Raw genomic sequence first — 23503 nt, forward strand, 5'->3', positions numbered from 1 at the left:
TGATTCAAACCGGCAGATATTTGCTCTCCGTCATGAAGGATAAGAAGAAAGAAAGCAGCACATAATAAAGCGAAACTTCAATCAGTGGGGGGTCCTTACCCACCGCTGATTGTTAGTTGAACCCATCGGGCTGCTGCGGGCAGTTACCCCCACCCGGGTCTGTTCATTTCCCCTCATAATTTTGAGGTGGGGGTCTTACTGCCCGTTAATGCGGGATAAAAAACGACTTTCCAAGCGGTCATCCTGGTCTGGAGGATGGGCTTATGTTACTCCTTTTTTTACTGACAGGCCTTCTTTTATTTTTCGTCCTTGCACTTATTCTCATTTTAGGAAGCACCCTCTCTGTTCTCCTTAATGCTGAATTCAGCAATGGCAGGCTTGATGCTTCGGCGCAGCTCATGTTATGGAAGAAAACAATCTGGCAGGGCCGGATCAGCGAAACGAATCTGGAAGAGATGCTGCTGCACGCTCTTGCAGAATCAGATGAGTGGAAGGAGAGCGCCCGGGGCAGGCGATCCGCACAAGACGTGTTCAGCCGCAGGAAGAGCTGGATGCGCGTTTTCCGTTCGATTCATTGGTCTGATCAAATGCATGTCAGGCATTTTCAATGGCAGACGGTCTGTGGTACGGGTGATGCCCCTCTGACCGCTTTGTGCTGCGGTTTTATCTGGGCAATGAAGTCAGCTGTTCTGCCACTGATCGGCCAGATGACGAATCAGAATCTGCATGTCACCGTTCATCCGTTATTCCGGCAAATGACATTCCGTTCCCGCCTGTCATGCATGGTAACAATCAAAACAGGAAAAGCTATCGGTATAGTCAGGCAGATAGTAAAGCAAATGAAAGGGGGAGAAAAGCGTGGCAGATCATCCAATTCAGGGGCTAATGAAAACAGCGCTGGAAAGTATCCAGTCAATGATTGATGTCCGCACGATTATCGGGGATCCGATCGAGACAGAAGACGGCCATTTGATCATTACGATTTCAAAAGTGGGGTTCGGTTTTGTTGCCGGCGGCAGTGAATTTAGTACAAAAAACGAAAATCCTGATGAACAGCAGGGTGAGGAAGAGGAAGCCTATCTGCCGTTCGGAGGCGGAACGGGCGGGGGTGTGTCCATCACTCCGATTGCTTTTCTTATTATCGGACCTCATGGTGTGAAAACCATCCATCTGGATCATCAGACACACCTCTATGAAAGGTTGATCGATTTAGCTCCGAGAACGGTAGAAAAAATCAAGGAAATCATGGATGAAACCGCAGTGGGGCAGGGTGTCCGCCCGAAAAAGAAAAAAAAGCCGGACGAATGGTCGAAGGATACGGAATGGGAATAAGACGGGCAGATCAGGCGCCGTCTTCTGTTCTTTTGAAACAGGACCGGTTTATTCGACGTACATGGATACGGTAATTATTTTTGATTTTTAAGTGGATAGATGGCAATCCACTTGTTTTCTATTGCCCTGCCACTAAAATTAATTTATAGTGTACATAGGAGCGTTGCAGATATGAACCATGGAACATCTAACGGAACTTACCAGGTGAAGCATGCGCTGCGCCCGGATTCAGGTAAACGGGAGACCGAACTGTTTTCCGGTGGCGGGTTCAGCAGCAGGACTGCGTCCACGGCGGCTCATTCTGATGGAGAATCAGACACACTTCGGGATGCAGAAAAATAATGTCAAATTTTTTGCTGTGTGTTTTGTGTTGAAAGCGCTTTATGGATGGTTTATGGATTATGGGGGAAGACATCTTGGAAACGACAATAGTGACCGATTTATTTTCGGTACTTGATCAGGCTGCACTTATAATTATGAAAAAGCACAAAATATCCTATTTAGAGGGCCTGTGTGCCGCAGGTGAGGATATTTTCAAAGACAGGGTGACCGACCATGACCTTAAAGAGAAGCTGGAACCGCTGTATGCGGCCTTTTTTCATAAGGGAATGACAGCTGAAGATGTACGGCGTGCGTTCCAGCTTGCTGTACTTAAGGGTATGAAAAAGGACTCGGCGGCCGGTGATGACATGACACCTGATGCGCTGGTTATCTTAATGGGGCATATTGCCAGTCAGCTGATGGGAAAGTATTCGTCATTTTCAGTTCTTGATCCTGCTACAGGAACAGCCAATCTCCTTACAGGCATCATGAATCAGTCCAGTCAGGGTCATATCCTTGCCTGTGGAGCAGACACGAACGATCTGATGATCCGGCTTGCCTGGACGAATGCCAATTTGCAGCAGAATGAGATTCATCTCTTACATCAGGATGGTCTCAAACCGATCCTGACTGAACCGGCAGACCTTGTCGTATGTGATGTTCCGGTGGGTTTCTATCCAGATCAGGAAAACGCCAAACAATTCGAGTTAAACGGAACGGATGGAAAAGCGTATACCCATTTTCTTTTCATTGAACAGGGGTTAAAACAGCTGAAGGCAGGCGGATATCTGCTCTATCTGATTCCTAATCGACTCTTTTCAGATGACCATGACCATCATTTTCACCGTTTTATGCAGAAGCATGCCATCGTGCTGGCTCTGCTTCAGCTGCCTCTGACCCTTTTCAGGAAACCGGAGGCCGCAAAGAGTATCATGCTTCTGCGAAAAAAGGGTGGAAGTGCGGCAGTGCCCGGGGAAACGCTTCTGGCAGAACTGCCTGATTTTCTTAATGAAAACGCCATGCGAAAAGTTTTGCAGCGGATTGATCAATGGTTTACCGATCAGTCTGTTTAGTAGATTTGGGGGTGAAGGATATGGCATTAATACTTGCTATTAATGCAGGCAGTTCATCACTGAAATTCCAGCTTCTCGATATGCCTGCTGAAAAACTGGTGACCAAAGGCGCGGTAGAACGTATTGGACTTTCTGATTCTATTTTCACCATCAGTGTAAAAGGAGAGAAAAAGAAGGAAGTCACATCAATACCCGATCATGAAGAGGCGGTAAGGAAACTCCTGGAAAAGCTGACATCCCTTCATATTATTCAGTCACTGAAGGAGATTGAAGGGGTCGGTCATCGTGTTGTTCATGGTGGTGAAGACTTTGACGATTCCGCTCTGGTAACTGACGAAGTGATTAAAAAAATTGAGAATCTTTCAGATCTTGCTCCGTTACATAACCCCGCGAACCTTGTCGGCATCCGGGCATTCCGTGAAGTGCTGCCTGATGTTCCGGAGGTTGTTGTATTCGATACCGCTTTTCATCAGAGTATGGGAAGTGAAGCGTTTCTTTATAGTGTGCCTTATCAATACTACACGGATTACGGTGTCCGGAAATATGGTTTTCATGGAACAAGTCATAAATATGTCACCATGAGGGCTGCAGATATACTGAATCGGCCGCTGAAGGATTTGCGCATGATCTCATGCCATTTAGGAAACGGTGCCAGTATTACAGCAGTCAGAGATGGAAAATCTATTGATACGTCCATGGGTTTTACTCCTCTTGCCGGGGTGACGATGGGAACACGTTCCGGAGATCTTGATCCGGCACTCATTCCCTACATTATGGACAAAACCGGGATGAATGCGACTGAAGTAATCAATGTACTGAATAAAAAAAGCGGGTTACTGGGTATTTCCGGCTTCTCAAATGATTTGCGGGACCTTGAAAAGGAAGCCAGAAGAGGGAATAAGAGAGCGAAGCTGGCTATTGATGTGTTTGTTGAGCGGATTCAGAAATATATCGGGTCGTATGCTGCGAAGATGGCTGGTGTTGATGCCATTATCTTTACCGCAGGGATTGGTGAGCACAGTTCGCTGGTCCGGGAACGTGTTCTTGATGGACTGCAGTTTATGGGCGTGTTTGTGGATCCTGAAAGAAATAAGATCAACGGTAAGGAGACTTTTATCAGTGCAGAGCATTCGCCTGTAAAAGTACTGGTTATTCCAACGAATGAAGAGGTCATGATTGCCAGGGATACGGTTCGGCTCTCAAAACTGTGGCAGAAGATCTGATCTGTCACATACATTCCTCTGCCCTCCATTTAATCCGGTCAGCTCTATTATTTGTGGAAAGCAGAGGTGTTGCTGATTGAATATACTTGTCGCACTAAACGCGAATTATCTGTATCCGTTGAAGGTGATGCTGAAGTCACTGTTTATGAATAATCGCGGCTGTACCATCACGGTATACATGATGTATTCCAAATTGAATGAAAATGAAATTAAAGATATACAAGAATTTGTATCCGGTGAAGGCCACCGGCTGGTGCCCGTTTTTATTCATCCCGGACTATTTGATGATGCGTTGGTTTACAGGCACTTTTCATCAGAAATGTATTACAGGCTGATTGCTTTTCGTTATCTTCCCGAATCAGTGGATCGAATTCTTTATCTGGATCCGGATATCATTAACCTGAATCCTGTATTTGATCTGTACAGGAAACCTTTCGGGAACGCATTTTTTATGGCCTGTGAACATGCCTATTCTGCCAGAATGGCCGGTCCGTTCAATAAAATGCGCCTGAAAACACCAAAGGCAAAAGGGTATTTTAACACCGGTGTACTGATGATGAATATCAAAGCACTGAGAAAAAGCAATTCATTAAAGAAAATTATGCAGTTTACGGAGAAACACAAGCATCTGCTTCTGCCGGATCAGGATATTTTCAATGCCCTTTACTGGGACAAAATCATTTCGATTCCCGGTATGTACTATAATTACGATGCCCGCTATTATAATCTGACTCGAATTTTTCCGACGAACAAAGATCAGGCTAATCCCAAATGGATTAAAGCACATACTGTTTTTATCCATTATTGTGGCGGGCAGAAGCCCTGGCGGCCCGGGTATAAAGGGAACCTCGGTTTCTTTTTCAACTTTTATGCACGAAGATATGCTGAAGATGAAGCGGAACGCAGGGAAAGACGGACACCTGTGCATGAAACTGAGGGTCATTGAGGAGAATCCGGATCACGGCCGGGTCGCAGCAGCACCAAAGGCTTCGTTTTTCTGCCGTTTTTTCCGTAAGGGTTCTGTACTTTCTTTGAAATATAGGAAAACCTGGCACAGACAGATTCTTTTAAAATACATAGAAAACCCCGTATGACAGCGACTAGGGTCGAATCATACGGGGTATTTATGCTTTTCACAGGGGATTATTCGATAATCTGCAGCTCTTTTGGATAGTGGGTCAGGGTCTCCGGACCGTTTTCACTCATGTACACATCATCTTCAATGCGCACGCCGGCCACACCGGGGACATAAATTCCCGGCTCGACGGTGAATACCATGCCTGTTTCCAGAAGATTGTCATTATCTGCGCTCATCGAAGGTTCTTCATGCTCGCCAAGGCCAAGTCCGTGACCGATGCGGTGTGTGAAATAGGCACCATAACCTGCATCAGAGATCACCTTCCGGGCTACTCCGTCGAGGTCGCCGATTCTCATTCCGGCATGAGCCGCCTGGATCGCGGCAAGGTTTGCCTGCAGGGTGGTATTGTAAATTTTACGCTGCTCATCAGATACATACTTATATCCGACCGTTCGGGTTATATCCGAGCAGTATCCATCTATCACTACGCCCAGATCGAACAGGACCATATCGCCTTCTTTGATTTGCCGGTTTCCGGGATAGCCGTGGGGCTTTGCAGTGTTTTCACCGGTGAGAACCATGGTATCAAATGCCATTTCTGAATAGCCCTGTTTTGCCAGTTCGTATTCGATGTCAGAAATAATGGCTGTTTCGGTCCGTCCTTTTTTAATTGCGTTAACGCCGAGTTTAACGGCATAATCGGCAATCTCACCGGCTTTCTTCATTGCCGCAAGTTCCGCCGGGGATTTTATCCTGCGCATCGAAGCCAGAAAGCCCTCAATAGATCCAAAGGATGCATCAAAAAGGGACTGGACCGCTTCGGCTTTTTTATAAGGAAGGGTTCTCGGCTCGATATAGACCTTGCCGGATCCGGCTTTTCGGGAATGAATCGCTTTGGAGACGAATGTCCAGGGATCCTGATCATCCCGGTAACCGATCACTTCATGGCCGAAAGCGGACGATTTAGCCTGCCCTTCTTCCAGTGCCGGGCAGATCAGAAAGGGTTCCGCGTCGGGGAAGACAAAAAGGCCAAGAAAACGTTCATGCGGATCACACTTAAAATGTGTGAGATAATAAACATTGGATGGTTCAGCGATATAAGCGAATCGTCCGTTATGGCTTTTCAGCCAGTCTTCAATCTTTCTGATTTTGTTTGTCACATGAGTCACTCCAGTATCATCTTGTTACCCTTTAATTTATCACAATCAGTTTGAGATAACAGGGAGAACATCCGTTTTTCTGCAAAAAACATGAAAACAGCAGCTTTCCTCTGATTTTAAGAATAGGTAGTGTATAATAAATAACAGGTATATATGAGATGATCAAATTGTTTCAACAGATGAGGGGGTACTCGGATGCAACTCACATTTATCGGCCATTCGACCGTACTTATTGAAACGTCGAACGGTAATCTCGTGATCGATCCTTTTATCACTGGAAACAGCCTGGCCTCTGTGACACTGGACGATTTGCCTGAAATTGATTACATTCTGCTGACCCACGGACATGGGGATCATACGGCTGATACACTGCCTATTGCTGAAAGGGATGGATCCCTTATCATCGGCATAGCGGAACTTGCAACTTATTATGGCTGGAAAGGTTTGAAAACACATGGCATGTCGATTGGCGGAAGCTATACGTTCCCCTTTGGACGTGTCAAGCTGACCCAGGCTTTTCACGGATCCAGCATAACAGAGCCTGGCAACCGTATCGTCTATACGGGCATGCCGGCCGGACTGCTTCTTTATATTGATGGAAAAACCATTTATCATGCGGGAGACACGGGACTTTTTACGGATATGAAACTGATCGGCGAACAAAATAATATCGACCTGGCCTTTCTGCCGATTGGAGACAATTTCACAATGGGTCCTGATGATGCACTGATCGCCGCAGACTGGCTGAAGGCGAAGACCGTCATTCCTATTCATTATGATACCTTCCCTGTAATCCGGCAGGACGCCGGGCGCTTTGTGGATCGACTGGGGACGCGCGGACGCCTTCTCAGACCGGGAGATTCCATAACACTTTAATGCATGAACGGGCTTCCGGGAAAGACGGGTGAGGACAATCGAAACCAAACATGAACTGATTATGAAATATATTGAGAAACTTGAAATCGGCAGTAAAATATCTGTCAGACAGACGGCCCGCGATCTGGGCGTCAGTGAGGGAACCGCATACCGTGCGATCAAAGATGCTGAAAATCAGGGCTTTGTCTCTACTGTAGAACGTGTCGGTACGATCCGTATTGAGAAAAAAAGTAAACAGAGCATTGAGAAACTGACATTCGATTCCATTGTTAAAATTGTTGATGGTGTGGTTCTTGGCGGACGGGAAGGCCTGTCAAAGACACTGCACCACTTCGTTATCGGTGCGATGGAACTGGATGCGATCAAGCGCTACATTGGTGCGAACGATCTGATGATTGTCGGCAACCGGGAATCTGTTCACCGCTACGCTCTTCGGGAAGGTGCAGCCGTGATGGTGACCGGGGGCTTCGGTACAAGTGACGAGGTCAGGCGACTGGCAGATCAAACCGGTATGCCGGTAATTTCAACTTCCTATGATACCTTTACGGTTGCAGCAAAAATCAACCGGGCAATATATGATCAGTTGATAAAGAAAGAAATTGCCCACGTTTCTGATATTTTGATTCCTCTGTCGGATACACAGTTTCTTCTCGAAAGCGACCGGCCCGAAAAATGGACGGAGCTGAACAGCATGACTTCTCACAGCCGATTTCCGGTTGTTGATGAAAAGATGCAGGTTACAGGAATTGTCACCATGAAGGATGTGATGGGGCACCCGGAAGCGCATGTTATCAGTGATCTGATGACTGCTCATCCGCATACCGTCAATCCGTCAACATCTGTTGCAGCAGCAGCACACCGCATGATCTGGGAAGGAATTGAATGTCTTCCGGTTACTGACAGGACGCAGCATCTTTTGGGCATCATTACCCGGCGCGACGTCCTTAAAGCCTTACAGATGGTTCAGCAGCAGCCGCAGATGGGAGAGACAATTGAAGATCTGATCTCTGCCAGTCTGTCAGATCAGTCTGATGACAGACATTATGCCTTTCAGTTCGATGTCACACCGCAGATGACCGACTATCTCGGGTTCCTGTCTTACGGGATTATGACCTCCATGGTCGCTACCGCCGGCAGACGGGTTCTCAATCATTTGAAAAAAGGTGATCTGGTCATTGACAATTTTTCATTTTACTTCTTTAAACCGGTGCAGATTGATCAGACAGTCAGCGTTTTCCCGAAAATTCTTGAGATGACACGAAGAAACGGTAAACTGGATGTTGAATTGTTTGTCGAAGGGCAGATTTGCGGTAAAGCTCTGATCACGGCTCAGTTCATTGATCGTTTCTGACCGGCACAACGAATATCAGCTGGAGGACTTCATGTGATAGAGAAAATATTGGAGTACATTAGAAAGTATGAGACCATTATTATTCACCGCCACGTCCGACCGGATCCGGACGCCATGGGTTCCCAGGGTGGACTTGCCTGCCTGATCCGGGATAATTTTCCGGATAAGAAGGTTTATACGGTCGGTGAGGAAGTGGATTCTCTTCGTTTTCTGCGCTCGATGGATCAAATTGCAGATGACGTTTATGATGGAGCACTGGTAATTGTCTGTGATACAGCCAACCGTGAACGGGTTTCAGATCAACGGTTTGACAGGGGCGCACACCTGATAAAGATTGATCATCATCCCATTGTGGATTCTTACGGGGACCCCGAATGGGTGGATCCGTCCGCCAGTTCAACAAGTGAGATGATCACCTCTATAGTAAGGAAGCACAGAGAACTGGTATTGACTGACGAAGCGGCACGGCTGCTGTTCGCCGGTATCGTCGGCGATACAGGCAGGTTTCAGTTCAGCAATGTGACAGAGCAGACGTTTCTTGCAGCAGCCGAACTGGTCCGGCATCCTTTTGACCGACAGGCCTTTTTTGATCAGCTCTATATAAGAAAGCTGGATGTGGTCCGCTTAAACGGTTATGTTCTGCAGCACTTCACACTGACAGACGAGGGAGTCGGTTTCATCAAGCTGCCGCTGGAACTGGTTCATTCCTACCATCTTGAATCTTCTGATGCCTCATCGCTTGTCAACAGTTTTGCAAATGTGGAAGGCATCAAGGCATGGGTGCTGTTTTCGGAAGAAGACGGACAGATCCGGGCCCGGATCCGTTCCAAAGGACCAGTGATTAACGAACTGGCGGCAAATTTTAATGGCGGGGGTCACCCGCTGGCCTCTGGAGCGACTGTTTACAGCTGGGGAGAAGCCGATCAGCTGATAGAGGGACTTAAAGAGCTGTGCCGATCCTGGAAATGATTGTAAAAACGCCGTGAGACGCAAGGGAAAATGCGTTTCGCGGCGCTTATGGTTATGGCAGAATTCACCGGCTTTTATCCTCACTGCCTGAGATGTCAATCTCTATCGACAGGGAAGAGTAGATCACGATGTGCCGGACATGAAAATGATAGACAATATCGGCAAAGGTAAACGGCTTTTTTTCGATTGCTTTAACGATCAGTTCTCTGTTGTCTGCAACAGAAGCAATACTTTGATTAATCAGCGAATGCAGTTCCTCAGCGACCTGGTGTTCCAGTTCCGTTCGTGTCGCCTTGTCAGGTTTCCGGCCCGAAATCGAAATGCGAATTTCCTGAACGGTCAGTTTCTTTTCCAGTTCCGTATTTTTTCGCTCTTCAGCGTCGATCAGCGCTTTCTTTTGCTCTTCCAGCAGATGGATCCCGGCCTGAAGTTCGCGGATTTTGTTGATTTGTTTTTCCTGCGTCTCTCCGTAAAAAAACAGAAAAGCGGCAAAACCGGCCAGCATACCAATGATACAGCCGGCGATAAATTTCCGCTGTCCCTCTTTTATAGGTGTACGGCTCATTAGTCGACCCTTGTCAGCAGGTGTACCGTCATTCCCGCCATATGCGCACCGGCCATGGCGGCGCCAATCAGAAGAATCTGTTTCAGCACTTCCACCAGACTGCCGCTCAGAAAACCGCGTTCCAGATTTTCGATGGTGTCAAAGGTCCCTCCGATGGCTGTAACAACGGCCCATATCTTCATTGTTGAGGCCAGCCGTTCCATTTCTGAAAATGGCGGGCGGCCAATGATACTGGCACTGATCCCGCCGACAATACATCCGCCGATGATCACGCCGAATGCGATACTGTAATTCATGATTGCATTTGAAAAAAAGGTCTGCATTGACAGGTGCCCCCCCGAGTAACCGTCCAATACAATCTATGGGACTTGCCTGCACGTTATACCATTTTTCAATCGATACAGCTTATATTATAATTATTTGAAGAGATTAACCAGTAAAGGAGCAGCGGTCATATGACATTTGTACATCTTCATGTTCACAGTGCGTACAGCCTGCTCGCCGGCACATGTACAGTGACTCAACTTGCTGAACGTGCAAAATCAGAAGGTCAGACTGCACTTGCACTGACGGACAGAAATGTTCTGTACGGAGCCGTTCCTTTTTATCATGCCTGTAAAGATGCGGGCATCCATCCCGTTATCGGTATGGAGTTAAGCATCCGTACTGATGATCGGGATAGGCCGCATCCTGACCGGGACAGTAATCCGGGAATTCTGGTCCTTCTTGCAAAAAATCATGCGGGCTATGTGCATCTTGTTAAGCTGTCCACGCTGGTTCAGTTCAATAAAGAGGGCCGGCTTGACTTAAGAACAGTAGCGAAGTATGCGGAAGGGCTTATCGCTCTGTCAGGGGGGCCGGATGGTGACATCGACCGACTGCTTGCCGCAGGAAATGTGCCCGCAGCTGAAAAATTATCACGAGAACTTAAGCAAATATTCAACGGGCGGTTTTATCTTGAGTGCTGCAGAGCGTATCCATATGAAGGCACGCTGACTGATCTGGGCCGTTCACTTCATATTCCATTAGTAGCCGCAAGTGATATTCGCTATCTTGATCCGAAAGATGAACGGGCTTATGCCTGTCTGAGGTGTATCGATAAAGGGACTGTTCTGACGGAATATGCGCCCGAAAGCGGTCCTGGGAAAAGTTACCTGTCTGCAGAAGAAATGGAACACCGTTTTTCTGATTTACCTGAAGCGCTTAAAAACAGCGGTTTGATTGCAGCAGCATGCCAGGTGGATTTTTCGTTTGGACAGGTTCGGGTTCCAAGGTTCCCCGTACCAGGAGGTCTCAGTTCAGATGAATATCTCCGCAGTTTGTGCGAACAGGCGCTGAATAAATACAGCGCACCGGTTACCCTGGAAATCAGGAAGCGACTGGACAAAGAACTGAGCGTAATCGTTCGAATGGGGTTCAGTGATTATTTTCTGATTGTTGCCGACCTGGTGAATCATGCAAGGGTGTCCGGATTTATGCCGGGTCCGGGTCGTGGCTCCGCAGCCGGATCACTGGTTGCGTTTCTGCTGAAAATAACGGAAGTCGATCCAATCAAATATCACCTGCTTTTTGAGCGTTTCTTGAATCCTGAACGGATCAACATGCCGGATATCGATATGGATTTCCCCGATGTGGACAGGGATAAGATGATTGACTATGCCTATGAAAAATATGGAAAAGAGCACGTGGCGCAGATTATTACCTTTGGGACCCTGGCTGCCAAAGCAGCGATTCGCGACACCGGAAGAGTGATGGGAGGGGATCAGTGGATCGCCGATCGTCTGGCGCGTCTGATTCCTTCGGCGCCGAAAATGACTCTTGAGAAAGCATTTAATGAGTCGGCAAAACTGCGACGCCTGCTCAGGGAATCTCCGCAAGCTTCTTCTATTTTTACCCTGGCGAGACAGATAGAAGGTCTGCCACGCCATTCCTCGATTCATGCGGCCGGCGTTGTCCTCAGCGACCGGCCTCTGACAGAGCTGGTTCCACTCCAGAGGGGGCACGGAGGGATCCCGGTAACGCAATATCCTATGGAGGTTCTTGAGCCGCTGGGGCTGCTGAAAATGGATTTCCTCGGATTGCGCAATCTGACTTTTATGCGGGAAGTGATCCGGCGGGTCTCAAAGAAAAGAGGCACTCAGCTGACACCTGAGGATATCCCTGCAAATGATACAGAAACCTTCAGGATGCTCGGACGCGGGGATACCACCGGCGTGTTCCAGCTGGAATCAGACGGGATGCGTCAGGTCCTGAGAAAGCTCAGACCCACTGAATTTGAGGACATTGTGGCTGTTATTGCTCTGTATCGCCCCGGTCCTGTGCAGTTTATAGATCGCTATGTCAGAAGAAAGCATGGCGAGGAAGAGATCCGTTATCCGCATCCTGATCTGGCTCCAATTCTTCGCCCGACCTGGGGCGTGCTGGTTTATCAGGAACAAATCATGCAGATTGCCGTACAGATGGCCGGGTATTCCCTTGGACAGGCGGATATTCTGCGTCGGGCGGTAGGGAAAAAGAAACGTGATTTGCTTGAGAATCAGAAAAACGACTTTATATCCGGATGCCTGAAGAAGGGCTATGAAAGAGCAACAGCTGAGCAGGTGTTTGATCTGATCGTCCGTTTTGCCGATTACGGTTTCAATCGCGCGCACGCGGTTGCCTATGGAATGATTTCTTATCGTCTGGCCTATCTTAAGGCGCATGATCCGGAAGTGTTTATGGCCGCGCATTTGACCAGTGTTGCCGGTAATGCAGAAAAGCTGACAACAGCAGTGAATGAAATGAGAAAAGCAGGCCTCCCTTTATTTCCGCCATCTGTTAATAAGAGCCTGATGAGTTTTGAACCATCAGGTCAGGGCATCCGTTTTGGTCTCTCATCTATAAAAAACCTCGGTGTCGGGGCAATCAGGGAAATCGTCGGGGAACGCGAAGCATCTGGTCCCTACAGGAACCTGTTCGATCTTTGCCGCCGCATTTCACTGCGGAAAGTCAATAGAAAAAGTCTGGAATACCTGATCTTCTCCGGGGCACTGGATGAATTTGGTACGGACCGTGCTGTTCTGCTGGCAACGCTTGACCGTGCCATACAGGCAGGTGAAGATGAACAGAAAAGTGCAACGGGTCAGACCGCACTTGAATTTTCGGATTCTTCAGGTGAAGACTATACGGAGGTACCCCCTCTGACCGGACAGGAAAAGCTCCATTATGAAAAGGAAGCGCTTGGCTTTTATTTGTCCGGGCATCCTCTGGAGCGGTTCCGCGATCGACTGTACGGATTGACAACAATCGGACAGGCGGCGGATGAACCCACCGGCACACGCTGCGTACTGGCTGCTCTGATTCAGGATATGAAGATCATCCGAACCCGAACCGGTCGGCCCATGGCCTTTTTAACCCTTAGTGACGAAACCCGGCGAATGGATGCTGTCTGCTTTTCATCGTATTATGAAAAGCTGCGACCAATCCTGCAAAGCGACCGGTTAGTGATCGTTGAAGCAAAATGCTCTGAAGGAAGAGGAGGAGCCGGTCAGCTGAACATTACCCGTGCTGTAGCGTTGAAAGACTATCTTTCCCGGTATCAGAAGATCTTATTGCTGAACATTGATCAGGCACATTATCGGCCGGATATACTCAGGGGCCTTAAAGAGATTATCCGGAAGAACAGAGGATCCCACAGAATCATCCTTCATTATGAAAACAAAGGAAAAACGCTGGCGCTTGCACCCGAATATGCGGTTTCCCTTGAACAGGCGGGATTAGAAACAATCCGAAAGCTAATCGGACCGAAAAATGTTATGATTAAATCCAGCAGAATTTTTTCCCGGGCAAAATGAAATATGCCATATCTCAAGGTAAAGTTGGAAATCTTCTGCTTCACTTCACCCGTTATTTATCCTGCATGAACGGGCCGGCCTGCCTCAGGGTAATGGGGGAAACGAACGTGCCCGAATGAAGAATAACTGCCCGCTGCAGCCCGATGGATTTAACGAACAATCAGCGAAGATGAAGCACCCACTGATTGACATCTTACTTTATCATCTGTGCGCCGCTCTGTTATAATGGTAAGGTTTGAGCTGAACCTGATCAGATTTGAAAAAAGTTTCATATAATCAACGATTCAATGAAAAATAAGTGAATAAATATTGAATTGTTCGCCTTTATATTTGAATATAGGCTTTGATAAAGAGTGAGGGTGATATACTTGATAAAGGATTTTTTTGTTAAAAAGAAAAAGTATGCAACGGTTCCTTCTTCACGAGTCAGGCAGGAAGTGCAGGTTCCCGAAGGCATTGTGATGAAATGCCCGAAATGCAGGAAAATTATGTATGTCAAGGAACTGAAGAAGCATCTGTTCGTCTGCCAGTCATGCGGATATCATTATCCAATTGGTGCCCGTGAACGCTCCGAGATGCTTTTTGACGAAGGATCCTTTACAGAGTTTGATCAGGAGATGATTTCAAAAAATCCGCTTCAATTTCCTGACTACATGAACAAGCTGGAAAAAGACAGGCAAAAAACCAGACTGAATGAAGCTGTCCTGACAGGTAAAGGAAAGATAGATGGCCTGGATGCGGCTGTTGCCATAATGGACAAGGGCTTCCGTATGGGGAGTATGGGTTCGGTTGTCGGCGAAAAAATTACGAGGGTGATTGAATATGCCGACAGAGAGCATCTGCCGTTGATCATTTTCTCTGCGTCAGGCGGCGCACGAATGCAGGAAGGCATGCTAAGCCTGATGCAAATGGCCAAAACAAGCGCTGCATTGAAGCAGTTCAGTCAAAATGGAGGCCTGTATATCTCCGTCATGACGCACCCGACAACAGGTGGTGTTTCAGCAAGCTTTGCTTCCCTGGGGGATTACAATTTCGCTGAGCCCGGAGCACTGATCGGCTTTGCCGGACGACGAATTATTGAGCAGACGATAGGTGAAAAGCTTCCGGATGATTTTCAGACTGCCGAATTTTTACTGAAACACGGGCAGCTGGATCAGGTCATTCCTCGTGCTAAGCTGAAAAAAACGCTGTTTACGGTACTCTCGATTCATGCGGAAGGAGGGCGGCCAGATGGGACCAGGACTGGAATTTGAGAGACCGATTGTTGAATTGAAGGATAAAATCTCAGAACTCAAGCAATTTATGGATGAGAAGGATATTGATCTGTCCGGAGAACTGGAACGGCTTCAGAAGCGTCTGACCGAACTGGAGAAGAAGACGTACAGCACCCTTTCTCCATGGGAAAGGGTACAGATTGCCAGGGACCTGAAACGTCCGACCACATTAGATTATATCCCCCTTTTGTTCACCGATTTTCTTGAATGCCATGGAGATCGTCTCTACGGTGACGATGAGGCAATTGTTGCCGGCATTGCGAGGTTTCGTGGCCGCCCGGTGACGATCATCGGAGAGCAGCGCGGACGCGATACGAAAGAAAATATCCGGCGAAATTTCGGCATGCCCCATCCGGAGGGCTATCGAAAAGCGCTTCGACTGATGAAACAGGCAGACAGGTTCGGCCGTCCGATTATTACCTTTATCGATACGAAGGGTGCCTTTCCGGGGAAAGCTGCTGAAGAACGCGGACAGAGCGAAGCCATCGCCAGAAATCTCTTTGAAATGTCCGGTCTGTCTGTCCCCATTATCAGTGTTGTCATTGGTGAAGGTGCAAGCGGAGGGGCACTCGCCATTGGAGTCGGAAACAGAATATTGATGCTGGAAAACTCCTGGTACTCCGTTATTTCACCGGAGGGAGCGGCCGCTCTGCTCTGGAAAGATGCGGGTCAGGCTGAGAAAGCAGCCGAAACAATGAAAATAACCGGATCGGATTTGAAAAAACTGGGCATTATTGATAAACTGATCCCTGAGGTTTTAGGCGGCGCTCAACATGATCCGAAAAAACAGGCCGAACGTATTGGTCACACATTGTCAGAGACATTATCCGAACTTGATCAGCTTGATCCTGGACAGGTTTACCGGCAGCGTATGGATAAATATCGGGCAATTGGTGAGTACGGCATCATTACGGGCCATGCGGCCGATCATTCAGCCTTTTCTTACTCATCCGCTTCAAAATAAAACAGATTTTCATGAATGAGGTGATTATTGTGATCAAGAAAATTGGTGTTCTGACCAGCGGAGGCGATGCTCCGGGTATGAACGCTGCCATTCGGTCCGTTGTCCGGTCGGGAATCTACCAGGGCGCGGAGGTCTATGGTATTTATCATGGTTTTAAGGGCCTGATCACCGGGAACATCCGGAAACTTGAAGCAGCCGATGTCGGAGATATTGTTCAGCGTGGCGGAACCATGCTGTATACAGCCCGCTGTGAAGAATTCAAAACAGAAGAAGGCCGTGCCACTGCTATTGAACAGCTGAAGAAGTTTGGCATTCAGGGCCTGGTTGTCATAGGCGGCGACGGTTCATTCATGGGCGGCGTCAAACTGACCCAGCTTGGCTTTCCAACCATCGGTATTCCCGGTACGATTGACAACGATATTCCGGAAACTGATTTTACACTGGGTTTCGACACGGCACTCAATACGATCATTGATGCCATCGATAAAATTCGTGATACCGCCACCTCTCATGAACGGCAGTTCATCATTGAAGTGATGGGACGCGGATGCGGTGACCTTGCGTTGTGGTCCGGACTTGCTGACGGTGCGGAAACGATACTCGTGCCGGAACACAAGGAAAATATCGAAACGGTCGTCAAACGTTTGAATCACGGGAAGGTACGCGGGAAAAAGCACAGTATTATCGTCCTGGCCGAAGGTGTGGGCAGCGCTATGGATGTAGCGGACGAAATCAAGAATCATGCCAATATGGATACCCGTATTACGGTACTTGGCCATGTTGTCAGAGGAGGTTCGCCAACTGCGTTCGACCGTGTGCTGGCCAGCCGTATGGGCCATAAAGCTGTAGAACTGCTTCTGAAGGGTGACAAGGGCAAAATGATTGCTATTCAGAATAACAAAATTGTCGCACATGATATTCTCGATTTGCTTTCGAAAAAACATGTGTTTGATGAAAAATTATATGAGTTAGCAAAAATTTTATCCATATAAAACAGAGGAATGTTCAAGATAAGAGTATAGGCTGTATCGCCTTGTGACTATTTGAACAAACTCTGTAATTTAAGCTGGGGGTATAATTGATGAGAAAAACCAAAATTGTCTGCACACTGGGACCGGCAAGTGATTCAGTCGACCGCATGGTTGAACTGATTAACGCCGGGATGAATGTGGCACGTTTCAACTTCTCTCACGGAGATCATGCAGAACATCATCAGAAAGTGGTCAATTTGAGAAAGGCAATGCAGATCACCGGAAAAACCGTTGGTATTCTGCTGGACACAAAGGGGCCGGAAATCCGCACGCATGATATGGCAACACCTGAAGTTCTTCTTGAAGAAGGCAAGTCAGTTGATATTTCAACAACCGAGGTTGCCGGAACAGCTGAGAAATTTTCAATCACTTATGCTGATCTGATCAATGATGTGAAAGTGGGTTCACGTATCCTGATTGATGACGGACTGGTTGAACTGGTTGTTACAGGTATTGATAAGGAGCATGGCCTGATTCATAACAAAATTATGAATACCGGTGTGCTCAAAAGCAAAAAGGGCATTATTGTGCCTAACGTAAGCATTAACCTGCCAGGTATGACCGATAAAGATGCAGATGACATTGTTTTCGGCATCGGCGAAGGCATTGACTACATCGCTGCATCCTTTGTCCGTCACGCTTCTGACGTTCATGCCATCCGTAAACTGTGCAAGGAACACGGAGCCGATGATGTTTTCATTTTCCCGAAAATCGAAAGTCAGGAAGCTGTCGATAACATTGATGAAATCCTTGAAGCATCAGACGGCATCATGGTTGCCCGTGGTGACCTTGGCGTTGAAATTCCGCCGGAAGATGTACCACTGGTTCAGAAACGGCTCATTAAAATGTGCAATAAGGCAGGCAAGACGGTCATTACAGCCACTCAGATGCTCGACTCCATGATCAGGAATCCTCGCTGTACACGTGCTGAAGCAAGTGACGTGGCTAACGCGATTTTTGATGGGACGGATGCGATCATGCTGTCCGGTGAAACAGCTTCCGGTAAATGGCCAATTGAAGCTGTTAAAACGATGAACAACATTGCTACCAAGACAGAAACAGGACTGGATTATCATGCGATCCTGAACAGGGTAAGCGAATCCGGTGACAAAACGGTGACCGCTGCTATCGGAGAATCTGTGGCACATACGGCACTGACCCTCGACGTCGGCGCTATTATTACATCGACCGTCAGCGGCTATACTGCACGCGTCGTTGCACATTATCGTCCGAAAGCACCAATCATTGCCGTAACCAATTCAGAACGTGTGGCACACAAGATGTGTCTGACATGGGGTGTGACACCGATTCTGAGCAAAATGGCAAAATCAACAGATGAAATGTTTGAAATTGCTGCGGACAGCGGTGTGAAGACCGGACTGGTTAAAAAGGGTGATCTGGTTGTCATTACTGCGGGTCTTCCGATTGCTGCAAAAGGCAAAACAAATGTACTCAGAGTTCATCAGATTGGCGAAAGCCTGACTGAGGCATAAGGAAAAATTCAGTCTGACGGTATCAAAGATGAATGATTTGTTTGATTCAGTCAGGTGCTGGTTTTATGATAAGAGAAGGTACAAGATACCTTCTCTTTATTTTTTTAAAGACATGAAAGTGACAGGAGTGTGACGAATGAAAGTTTCCAGGACAAAAATTGTTGTTCGTTATAATGAAACTGATAAAATGGGTATCGTACATCATAGCCAGTATGTAAACTGGTTTGAAGTCGGCCGGACAGACTGGATAAGAAAAGCCGGCATCCCATATAAGCAGATCGAAGAAAACGGGCTGATGATCCCGGTTATTGGTATCGAATTACACTATCACTCTCCTGCGACATTTGACGATGCGGTTATTGTGGAAACTTCACTGAAAGCATATGACAGTATCAAGCTATCTTACCAGTACCGGATATTAAGAGAAGACAATGGCAAACTGCTGGCAGATGGGACAAGCAGCCACTGCTGGACAGACTCCAGAATGCATCCGGTATCACTGCGAAAGAAAAACCCTGAACTGGATCAGTTTATCAGGAAAGCGTCCGGATTAAACTAATCCTGCGAGAGAGGACGTGTCCACGTGTTAAGAAAGGGATTGATCATACTCTTACTTCTGGTTCTTGCTGAAGTCAGCCTGCTGATTTACATAGGACGGCTGATCGGTCCGCTGAGCACATTCCTGCTGCTTATCATCAGTGCCCTGTTCGGCCTCTGGACAGTGAAAAGGCAGGGGCTGTCGATTCTTCAGGAAATCAGATTTGATCTGAATAACCGAGTGATGCCGGGTGCGGCTCTGCTTGACGGGCTTTGTCTGGTTTTTGGCGGCTTTTTACTGGTTGTTCCCGGGTTTCTGACGGATATAGCAGGCCTCCTGATCTTGATTCCCCGCGTTCGCAGCAGGGCGGTGGGATGGATCAGTGCCTGGATAAAGGACAGGATCAGCCGCGGCAGTCTGACATTTTTTACGTCTTACAGAAGGAAGAGATAGGGCCTGCTTTTTTTCAGGTTTTCCGGCCGATGATAAAGGCCCAGGTGTCTTTCAGAACTCCGGAGTGATAAAGAGATCTGACCACAATAAGCAGCACAGGTCCAATAACAAGTCCTGAGAAACCCAGCCATCTGAATCCGAAATAAAGGGCCACAAGAGAAGCCAGGGGGTCAATCCCAATGGTGGCGGACAGGATCTTCGGTTCAAGAAGCTGCCGTTGGATGACAACAGTCAGATAAAGTGCTGAGAGGGTAAGTGCAAGGGGATAGTTCTGTATGATCATATGGTACAGGATCCACGGAATAAAGATCACTCCGGTACCAAGATAAGGGATCAGGTCAACTGAACCGGCGATAACGGCAATGGTAAATGGATGACTGACCCCAATACATAACAGACCGAAATAAATCAGAAGAAAAGTTATGGTGACAAGGATAAACTGGGCACGAATAAATCCCGCACAGGTTTGTTTCAGATCCTTCCAGACTTGCAGGGCGGGTGTCTGTATCGCAGTCAGAGAAATCAGAGACAGACGCTGCCTGATTTTATCCGTATCTTTTGATATGAAAAAAGCGGCAAGAAAAACAAACAGCGCGGACAGCAGCGTATCAGGTAAAGATGAGATAAAATGGGTCAGACTGATGACAAGTCGTCCAGCGCTGTCGTTCAGAAAGTCAACCAATGTACCGGTCATACTCTCGATATTCAGACGCAGAGCCTGCTGCTGACCGGGACTGAGACCGGAAAACAGATGAACGGCCCGTTCCCATGCTGGAACGAGTCGGGAAAAAAAGAGATTCTGCAGATCACCAATCAAAGCGTCAAGGTGGCCGGGCACTGTTTTTGACAGAACTGTAATGCCTTTGATAAGCGATACAGCAGCAAAGAGCATCAATCCGATAACTGCCGAAAATAACAGAAATAACACAACAAAAGCAGACAGCCCCCTCGGGATGCCTGTTTTTTTTTCCAGTAATGAGACCAGTGGATTAAGGAGCAGCGAAAGCAGGCAGGCAATCAGAAATGGGAAGGCAAACCGAACGGTAAGGTACGTAAAGAACAGAATAAGCACAACCAGTGCAAGAACGAACAAAGCACGGAGAGCTATTGAGAGATATATTTTTATAGACTTTTCACCAGCCTTCATGGTGCACCCCACCTTGTCCATACATGGTATGTCGCTTGTTAAACAGTTATAACAGGAACATGACCTGATGTGTCAGAGTTGTGAAATTTATTTTCGCCTGGCCTTTTTTGTTCACAAAATCGACGCAAACAGATATAATCAAATTGAACGATCGTGATCTTTTGGGTCCCAATTTATTAAGCGCTTACAAATTGCTCCCGGAAACTGAATTATTTTAAGGAGGGGTTCTTGCAATGACAGCAACAAAAGGACTGGAAGGGGTTGTCGCAACGACTTCCGCAATTAGTTCTATTAACCATGACGTACTGACATATCGTGGCTACAGTATTCAGGATCTCGCGAAGTATTCGTCCTTTGAAGAAGTGGTTTATTTACTCTGGAAAGGTGAGTTACCTGACCTCGATCAACTGAAATCATTTAAAAAGAAAATCGCTGAAAATGCGCAGGTCCCTGATGAAATTTTTGAGCAGATCAAAACCTGGCCCATCCATAATGTGCATCCGATGGCGGTGCTCAGAACAGCAGTTTCTGCTCTTGGTTTATTTGATCCGGATGCTGACAAAAGGGATTTGAAGGCGAATACCGAAAAAGCGATCCGCCTTCAGGCAAAGATTGGAACGATTGTTGCTGGCTTCGCAAGGATACGGGAGGGAAAAGAACCGGTTGCTCCGCGCTCGGACCTCAATTTAGCAGCGAATTTTCTGTATATGCTGAAAAACAAAGTGCCTACAGAAACGGAAGCCAGAGTATTTGATACGGCCATGATTCTCCATGCTGATCACGAACTGAATGCGTCGACCTTTACAGCACGCGTCTGTGTGGCTACTCTTTCCGATATTTATTCGGGCGTCACGGCAGCGATCGGCGCCCTGAAAGGACCACTGCACGGCGGGGCCAATGAACAGGTCATGAACACACTGGAGAAAATCGGTTCTCCGGAAAAAGCTGAAGATTTCATTGAAAATGCTCTGGCTAAAAAACAAAAGATCATGGGATTCGGCCACAGAGTCTACAAGAACGGTGATCCAAGAGCGCGTATCATTAAAAAAATGGCAGAAGAGCTGACTCAAAACACCGATAACGAAAAATGGTTCGATATGTCGCTGCATATTGAAGAAATCATGAAGGAAAAGAAGGGACTCCTTCCGAATACGGATTTCTACTCTGCAACGTTTTATCACTCACTTGGTATAGAAAACGATCTGTTCACACCGATCTTTGCGGTCAGCAGGACGTCAGGATGGGTGGCTCATATCCTTGAACAATATAATGATAACCGGCTGATTCGTCCAAGAGCGGAATATAATGGACCTGCACAGCGTTCTTATGTTCCTATGTCTGAAAGATGACGGAAAGAGAGGAAGAATACAGGGTCCCGAACGTTCGAAAAACTGTTATAATAGAACTGGAAAATGAAAAGCGACTTAATAGTCTGGAGGTTGGTATGACTTGACACAGGGCGCGAAGATAACTGTAGAAAACGGAGTACTCCACGTACCGGACCAGCCTGTAATCCCTTTTATTGAAGGGGACGGCATCGGTCCGGACATCTGGAAGGCAGCTTCAAGGGTTTTTGATGCTGCCGTCGAGAAAGCTTACGATGGTAATAAGAAAATTGTCTGGAAGGAAGTTCTTGCTGGTCAGAAAGCCTTTGACCATACTGGTAACTGGTTACCGGAAGCGACCCTCGATGCGATCAAAAAATATATTATCGCCATTAAAGGCCCACTTACGACACCTGTAGGTGGTGGGATCCGCTCATTGAATGTTGCCCTGCGTCAGCAGCTGGATCTCTTTACCTGTCTGCGACCCGTTCGTTATTTTCAGGGCGTTCCTTCCCCGGTCAGACACCCTGAACAGGTGGACATGGTTATTTTCCGTGAAAATACGGAAGACATTTATGCGGGCATTGAATTTGAGTCTGGTACTCCGGAAGTACAGAAGTTGATTCATTTTCTGCAAAATGAAATGAATGTACGCAAAATCCGTTTTCCTGAATCATCGGGGATAGGTGTCAAGCCGGTTTCTAAGGAAGGCACCGAACGTCTGGTTCGCGCGGCAATCCGTTATGCCATTCAGGAGGGGCGAAAGAGTGTAACGCTCGTCCACAAGGGAAATATCATGAAGTTTACAGAGGGTGCCTTCAAAAACTGGGGCTACAGTCTGGCAGAAAAGGAGTTTCCCGATCAGACCTTTACCTGGCGTCAGTTTGATACGATCGCTGCTGAAAAGGGAAAGGATGCAGCAAACGAGGCGCAAAAGCAGGCTGAGGATGCCGGGCGCATCATTATAAAAGATGCCATTGCGGATAATTTTCTGCAGCAGATTCTCACACGACCTGCTGAATATGATGTTGTCGCAACGATGAATCTCGACGGAGATTACATCTCTGATGCACTCGCAGCCCAGGTCGGCGGGATCGGCATCGCTCCCGGTGCCAATATTAACTATGAAACAGGCGTCGCTATTTTTGAGGCGACACATGGTACGGCACCGAAATATGCCGGAATGGACAAAGTGAATCCATCCTCTATCATTCTGTCCGGCGTCCTGATGTTTGAACACCTGAAATGGTATGAAGCGGCAAATCTAATTACGAACGCCATTGAAAAAACGATTTCGGCGAAAATCGTAACTTATGATTTTGCACGTCTGATGAGTGATGCTAAAGAAGTAAAGTGTTCGGAATTTGCCGATGCAGTTATTGCGAACATGTGAACCCTGGATCTGTGCTCTGAATCCAGACAATAGGCCTGCAGACTGAACTGACTTATGCCGGTTAGCCTGATTTCGGCTTATTCTAAAATGACAGCGCATACATC

General features: G+C 47.3%; 21 protein-coding genes and 1 pseudogene. 18 read left to right on the forward strand and 4 right to left on the reverse strand.

Annotation, left to right across the window (positions count from 1 at the left end; all coding sequences use genetic code 11):
- Window positions 1-263: 263 nt before the first annotated feature.
- The 6 genes from EWH91_RS00960 (at window position 264) to EWH91_RS00980 (ending at window position 4895) form a co-directional block, all read left to right on the forward strand.
- Window positions 264-923 (forward strand): DUF2953 domain-containing protein, encoded by a 660-nt coding sequence (locus EWH91_RS00960; protein ID WP_129928113.1) that lies wholly within the window; start codon window positions 264-266, stop codon window positions 921-923.
- Window positions 859-1332: a GerW family sporulation protein gene (ytfJ, locus tag EWH91_RS00965; RefSeq protein WP_129928114.1), complete on the forward strand. Its 474-nt coding sequence runs from the start codon at window positions 859-861 to the stop codon at window positions 1330-1332. Before EWH91_RS00960 ends, ytfJ begins: the two co-directional genes overlap by 65 nt.
- A gap of 171 nt (window positions 1333-1503) precedes the next feature.
- Window positions 1504-1674 (forward strand): hypothetical protein, encoded by a 171-nt coding sequence (locus tag EWH91_RS14385; RefSeq protein ID WP_165364202.1) that lies wholly within the window; start codon window positions 1504-1506, stop codon window positions 1672-1674.
- A 74-nt stretch (window positions 1675-1748) separates the two neighbouring features.
- Window positions 1749-2726 (forward strand): class I SAM-dependent methyltransferase, encoded by a 978-nt coding sequence (locus EWH91_RS00970; RefSeq protein ID WP_129928115.1) that lies wholly within the window; start codon window positions 1749-1751, stop codon window positions 2724-2726.
- A gap of 20 nt (window positions 2727-2746) precedes the next feature.
- Entirely contained in the window at window positions 2747-3949 is a 1203-nt protein-coding gene (locus EWH91_RS00975) for an acetate kinase (protein WP_129928116.1), read from the forward strand.
- Window positions 3950-4025: 76 nt separating this feature from the next.
- Window positions 4026-4895, forward strand: a complete 870-nt coding sequence (locus EWH91_RS00980; RefSeq protein WP_129928117.1) for a glycosyltransferase family 8 protein — start codon at window positions 4026-4028, stop codon at window positions 4893-4895.
- Between the two features lie 197 nt (window positions 4896-5092).
- On the opposite strand, the gene EWH91_RS00985 is transcribed toward EWH91_RS00980, so the two are convergent.
- Complete coding sequence (locus EWH91_RS00985; RefSeq protein ID WP_129928118.1) at window positions 5093-6187, reverse strand: M24 family metallopeptidase; 1095 nt, start codon at window positions 6185-6187, stop codon at window positions 5093-5095.
- A 195-nt stretch (window positions 6188-6382) separates the two neighbouring features.
- On the opposite strand from EWH91_RS00985, the gene EWH91_RS00990 reads away from it, so the two are divergent.
- The 3 genes from EWH91_RS00990 to EWH91_RS01000 are packed head-to-tail and all read left to right on the forward strand — an operon-like array spanning window position 6383 to window position 9383.
- Window positions 6383-7063 carry a metal-dependent hydrolase gene (locus EWH91_RS00990; protein WP_129928119.1) on the forward strand — a complete coding sequence of 227 codons (681 nt, stop codon included), beginning with the start codon at window positions 6383-6385 and terminating at the stop codon, window positions 7061-7063.
- Between the two features lie 37 nt (window positions 7064-7100).
- Window positions 7101-8414 carry a DRTGG domain-containing protein gene (locus EWH91_RS00995; RefSeq protein ID WP_206184259.1) on the forward strand — a complete coding sequence of 438 codons (1314 nt, stop codon included), beginning with the start codon at window positions 7101-7103 and terminating at the stop codon, window positions 8412-8414.
- 33 nt (window positions 8415-8447) lie between these two features.
- The gene (locus EWH91_RS01000; RefSeq protein WP_129928120.1) at window positions 8448-9383 is read left to right on the forward strand and encodes a DHH family phosphoesterase; all 936 of its coding nucleotides are present in this window, start codon (window positions 8448-8450) and stop codon (window positions 9381-9383) included.
- A 64-nt stretch (window positions 9384-9447) separates the two neighbouring features.
- Here the strand turns inward: EWH91_RS01000 and ytrI are convergent, their stop codons facing one another.
- The gene (gene ytrI / locus EWH91_RS01005) at window positions 9448-9948 is read right to left on the reverse strand and encodes a sporulation membrane protein YtrI (RefSeq protein ID WP_129928121.1); all 501 of its coding nucleotides are present in this window, start codon (window positions 9946-9948) and stop codon (window positions 9448-9450) included.
- Window positions 9948-10271, reverse strand: a complete 324-nt coding sequence (locus tag EWH91_RS01010; RefSeq protein ID WP_129928122.1) for a YtrH family sporulation protein — start codon at window positions 10269-10271, stop codon at window positions 9948-9950. The genes ytrI and EWH91_RS01010 overlap by 1 nt, the downstream gene beginning before the upstream one ends.
- Window positions 10272-10403: 132 nt before the next feature.
- Between EWH91_RS01010 and dnaE the strand changes: the two genes are divergently transcribed.
- From dnaE to EWH91_RS01045, 7 genes and pseudogenes are all read left to right on the forward strand, one after another.
- Window positions 10404-13781, forward strand: coding sequence for a DNA polymerase III subunit alpha (gene dnaE / locus EWH91_RS01015; protein WP_129928123.1), 3378 nt, complete (start codon window positions 10404-10406; stop codon window positions 13779-13781).
- A gap of 368 nt (window positions 13782-14149) precedes the next feature.
- Window positions 14150-15034, forward strand: coding sequence for an acetyl-CoA carboxylase, carboxyltransferase subunit beta (gene accD, locus EWH91_RS01020; RefSeq protein WP_129928124.1), 885 nt, complete (start codon window positions 14150-14152; stop codon window positions 15032-15034).
- On the forward strand, window positions 15012-16019 hold the full coding sequence (locus tag EWH91_RS01025; RefSeq protein WP_129928125.1) for an acetyl-CoA carboxylase carboxyltransferase subunit alpha: 1008 nt from the start codon (window positions 15012-15014) through the stop codon (window positions 16017-16019). The genes accD and EWH91_RS01025 overlap by 23 nt, the downstream gene beginning before the upstream one ends.
- Window positions 16020-16051: 32 nt before the next feature.
- Window positions 16052-17011, forward strand: a complete 960-nt coding sequence (pfkA, locus tag EWH91_RS01030) for a 6-phosphofructokinase (RefSeq protein WP_129928318.1) — start codon at window positions 16052-16054, stop codon at window positions 17009-17011.
- Window positions 17012-17100: 89 nt separating this feature from the next.
- Window positions 17101-18537, forward strand: a pseudogene (gene pyk / locus EWH91_RS01035) (pyruvate kinase); the annotation flags it as partial.
- Between the two features lie 142 nt (window positions 18538-18679).
- Window positions 18680-19102 carry an acyl-CoA thioesterase gene (locus tag EWH91_RS01040; protein ID WP_129928128.1) on the forward strand — a complete coding sequence of 141 codons (423 nt, stop codon included), beginning with the start codon at window positions 18680-18682 and terminating at the stop codon, window positions 19100-19102.
- Between the two features lie 24 nt (window positions 19103-19126).
- On the forward strand, window positions 19127-19534 hold the full coding sequence (locus EWH91_RS01045) for an FxsA family protein (RefSeq protein WP_129928130.1): 408 nt from the start codon (window positions 19127-19129) through the stop codon (window positions 19532-19534).
- Between the two features lie 13 nt (window positions 19535-19547).
- On the opposite strand, the gene ytvI is transcribed toward EWH91_RS01045, so the two are convergent.
- Entirely contained in the window at window positions 19548-20681 is a 1134-nt protein-coding gene (gene ytvI, locus EWH91_RS01050; protein ID WP_129928132.1) for a sporulation integral membrane protein YtvI, read from the reverse strand.
- 233 nt (window positions 20682-20914) lie between these two features.
- Between ytvI and citZ the strand changes: the two genes are divergently transcribed.
- Both citZ and icd read left to right on the forward strand, forming a co-directional pair.
- A complete protein-coding gene (gene citZ / locus EWH91_RS01055) occupies window positions 20915-22030 on the forward strand; it encodes a citrate synthase (RefSeq protein WP_129928134.1) in 1116 nt (371 codons plus the stop codon).
- Between the two features lie 100 nt (window positions 22031-22130).
- Window positions 22131-23399, forward strand: coding sequence for an NADP-dependent isocitrate dehydrogenase (gene icd / locus EWH91_RS01060; RefSeq protein ID WP_129928135.1), 1269 nt, complete (start codon window positions 22131-22133; stop codon window positions 23397-23399).
- Window positions 23400-23503 lie beyond the last annotated feature (104 nt).

This window comes from Sporolactobacillus sp. THM19-2 (assembly GCF_004153195.1).
Classification (GTDB): Bacteria; Bacillota; Bacilli; order Bacillales; family Sporolactobacillaceae; genus Sporolactobacillus.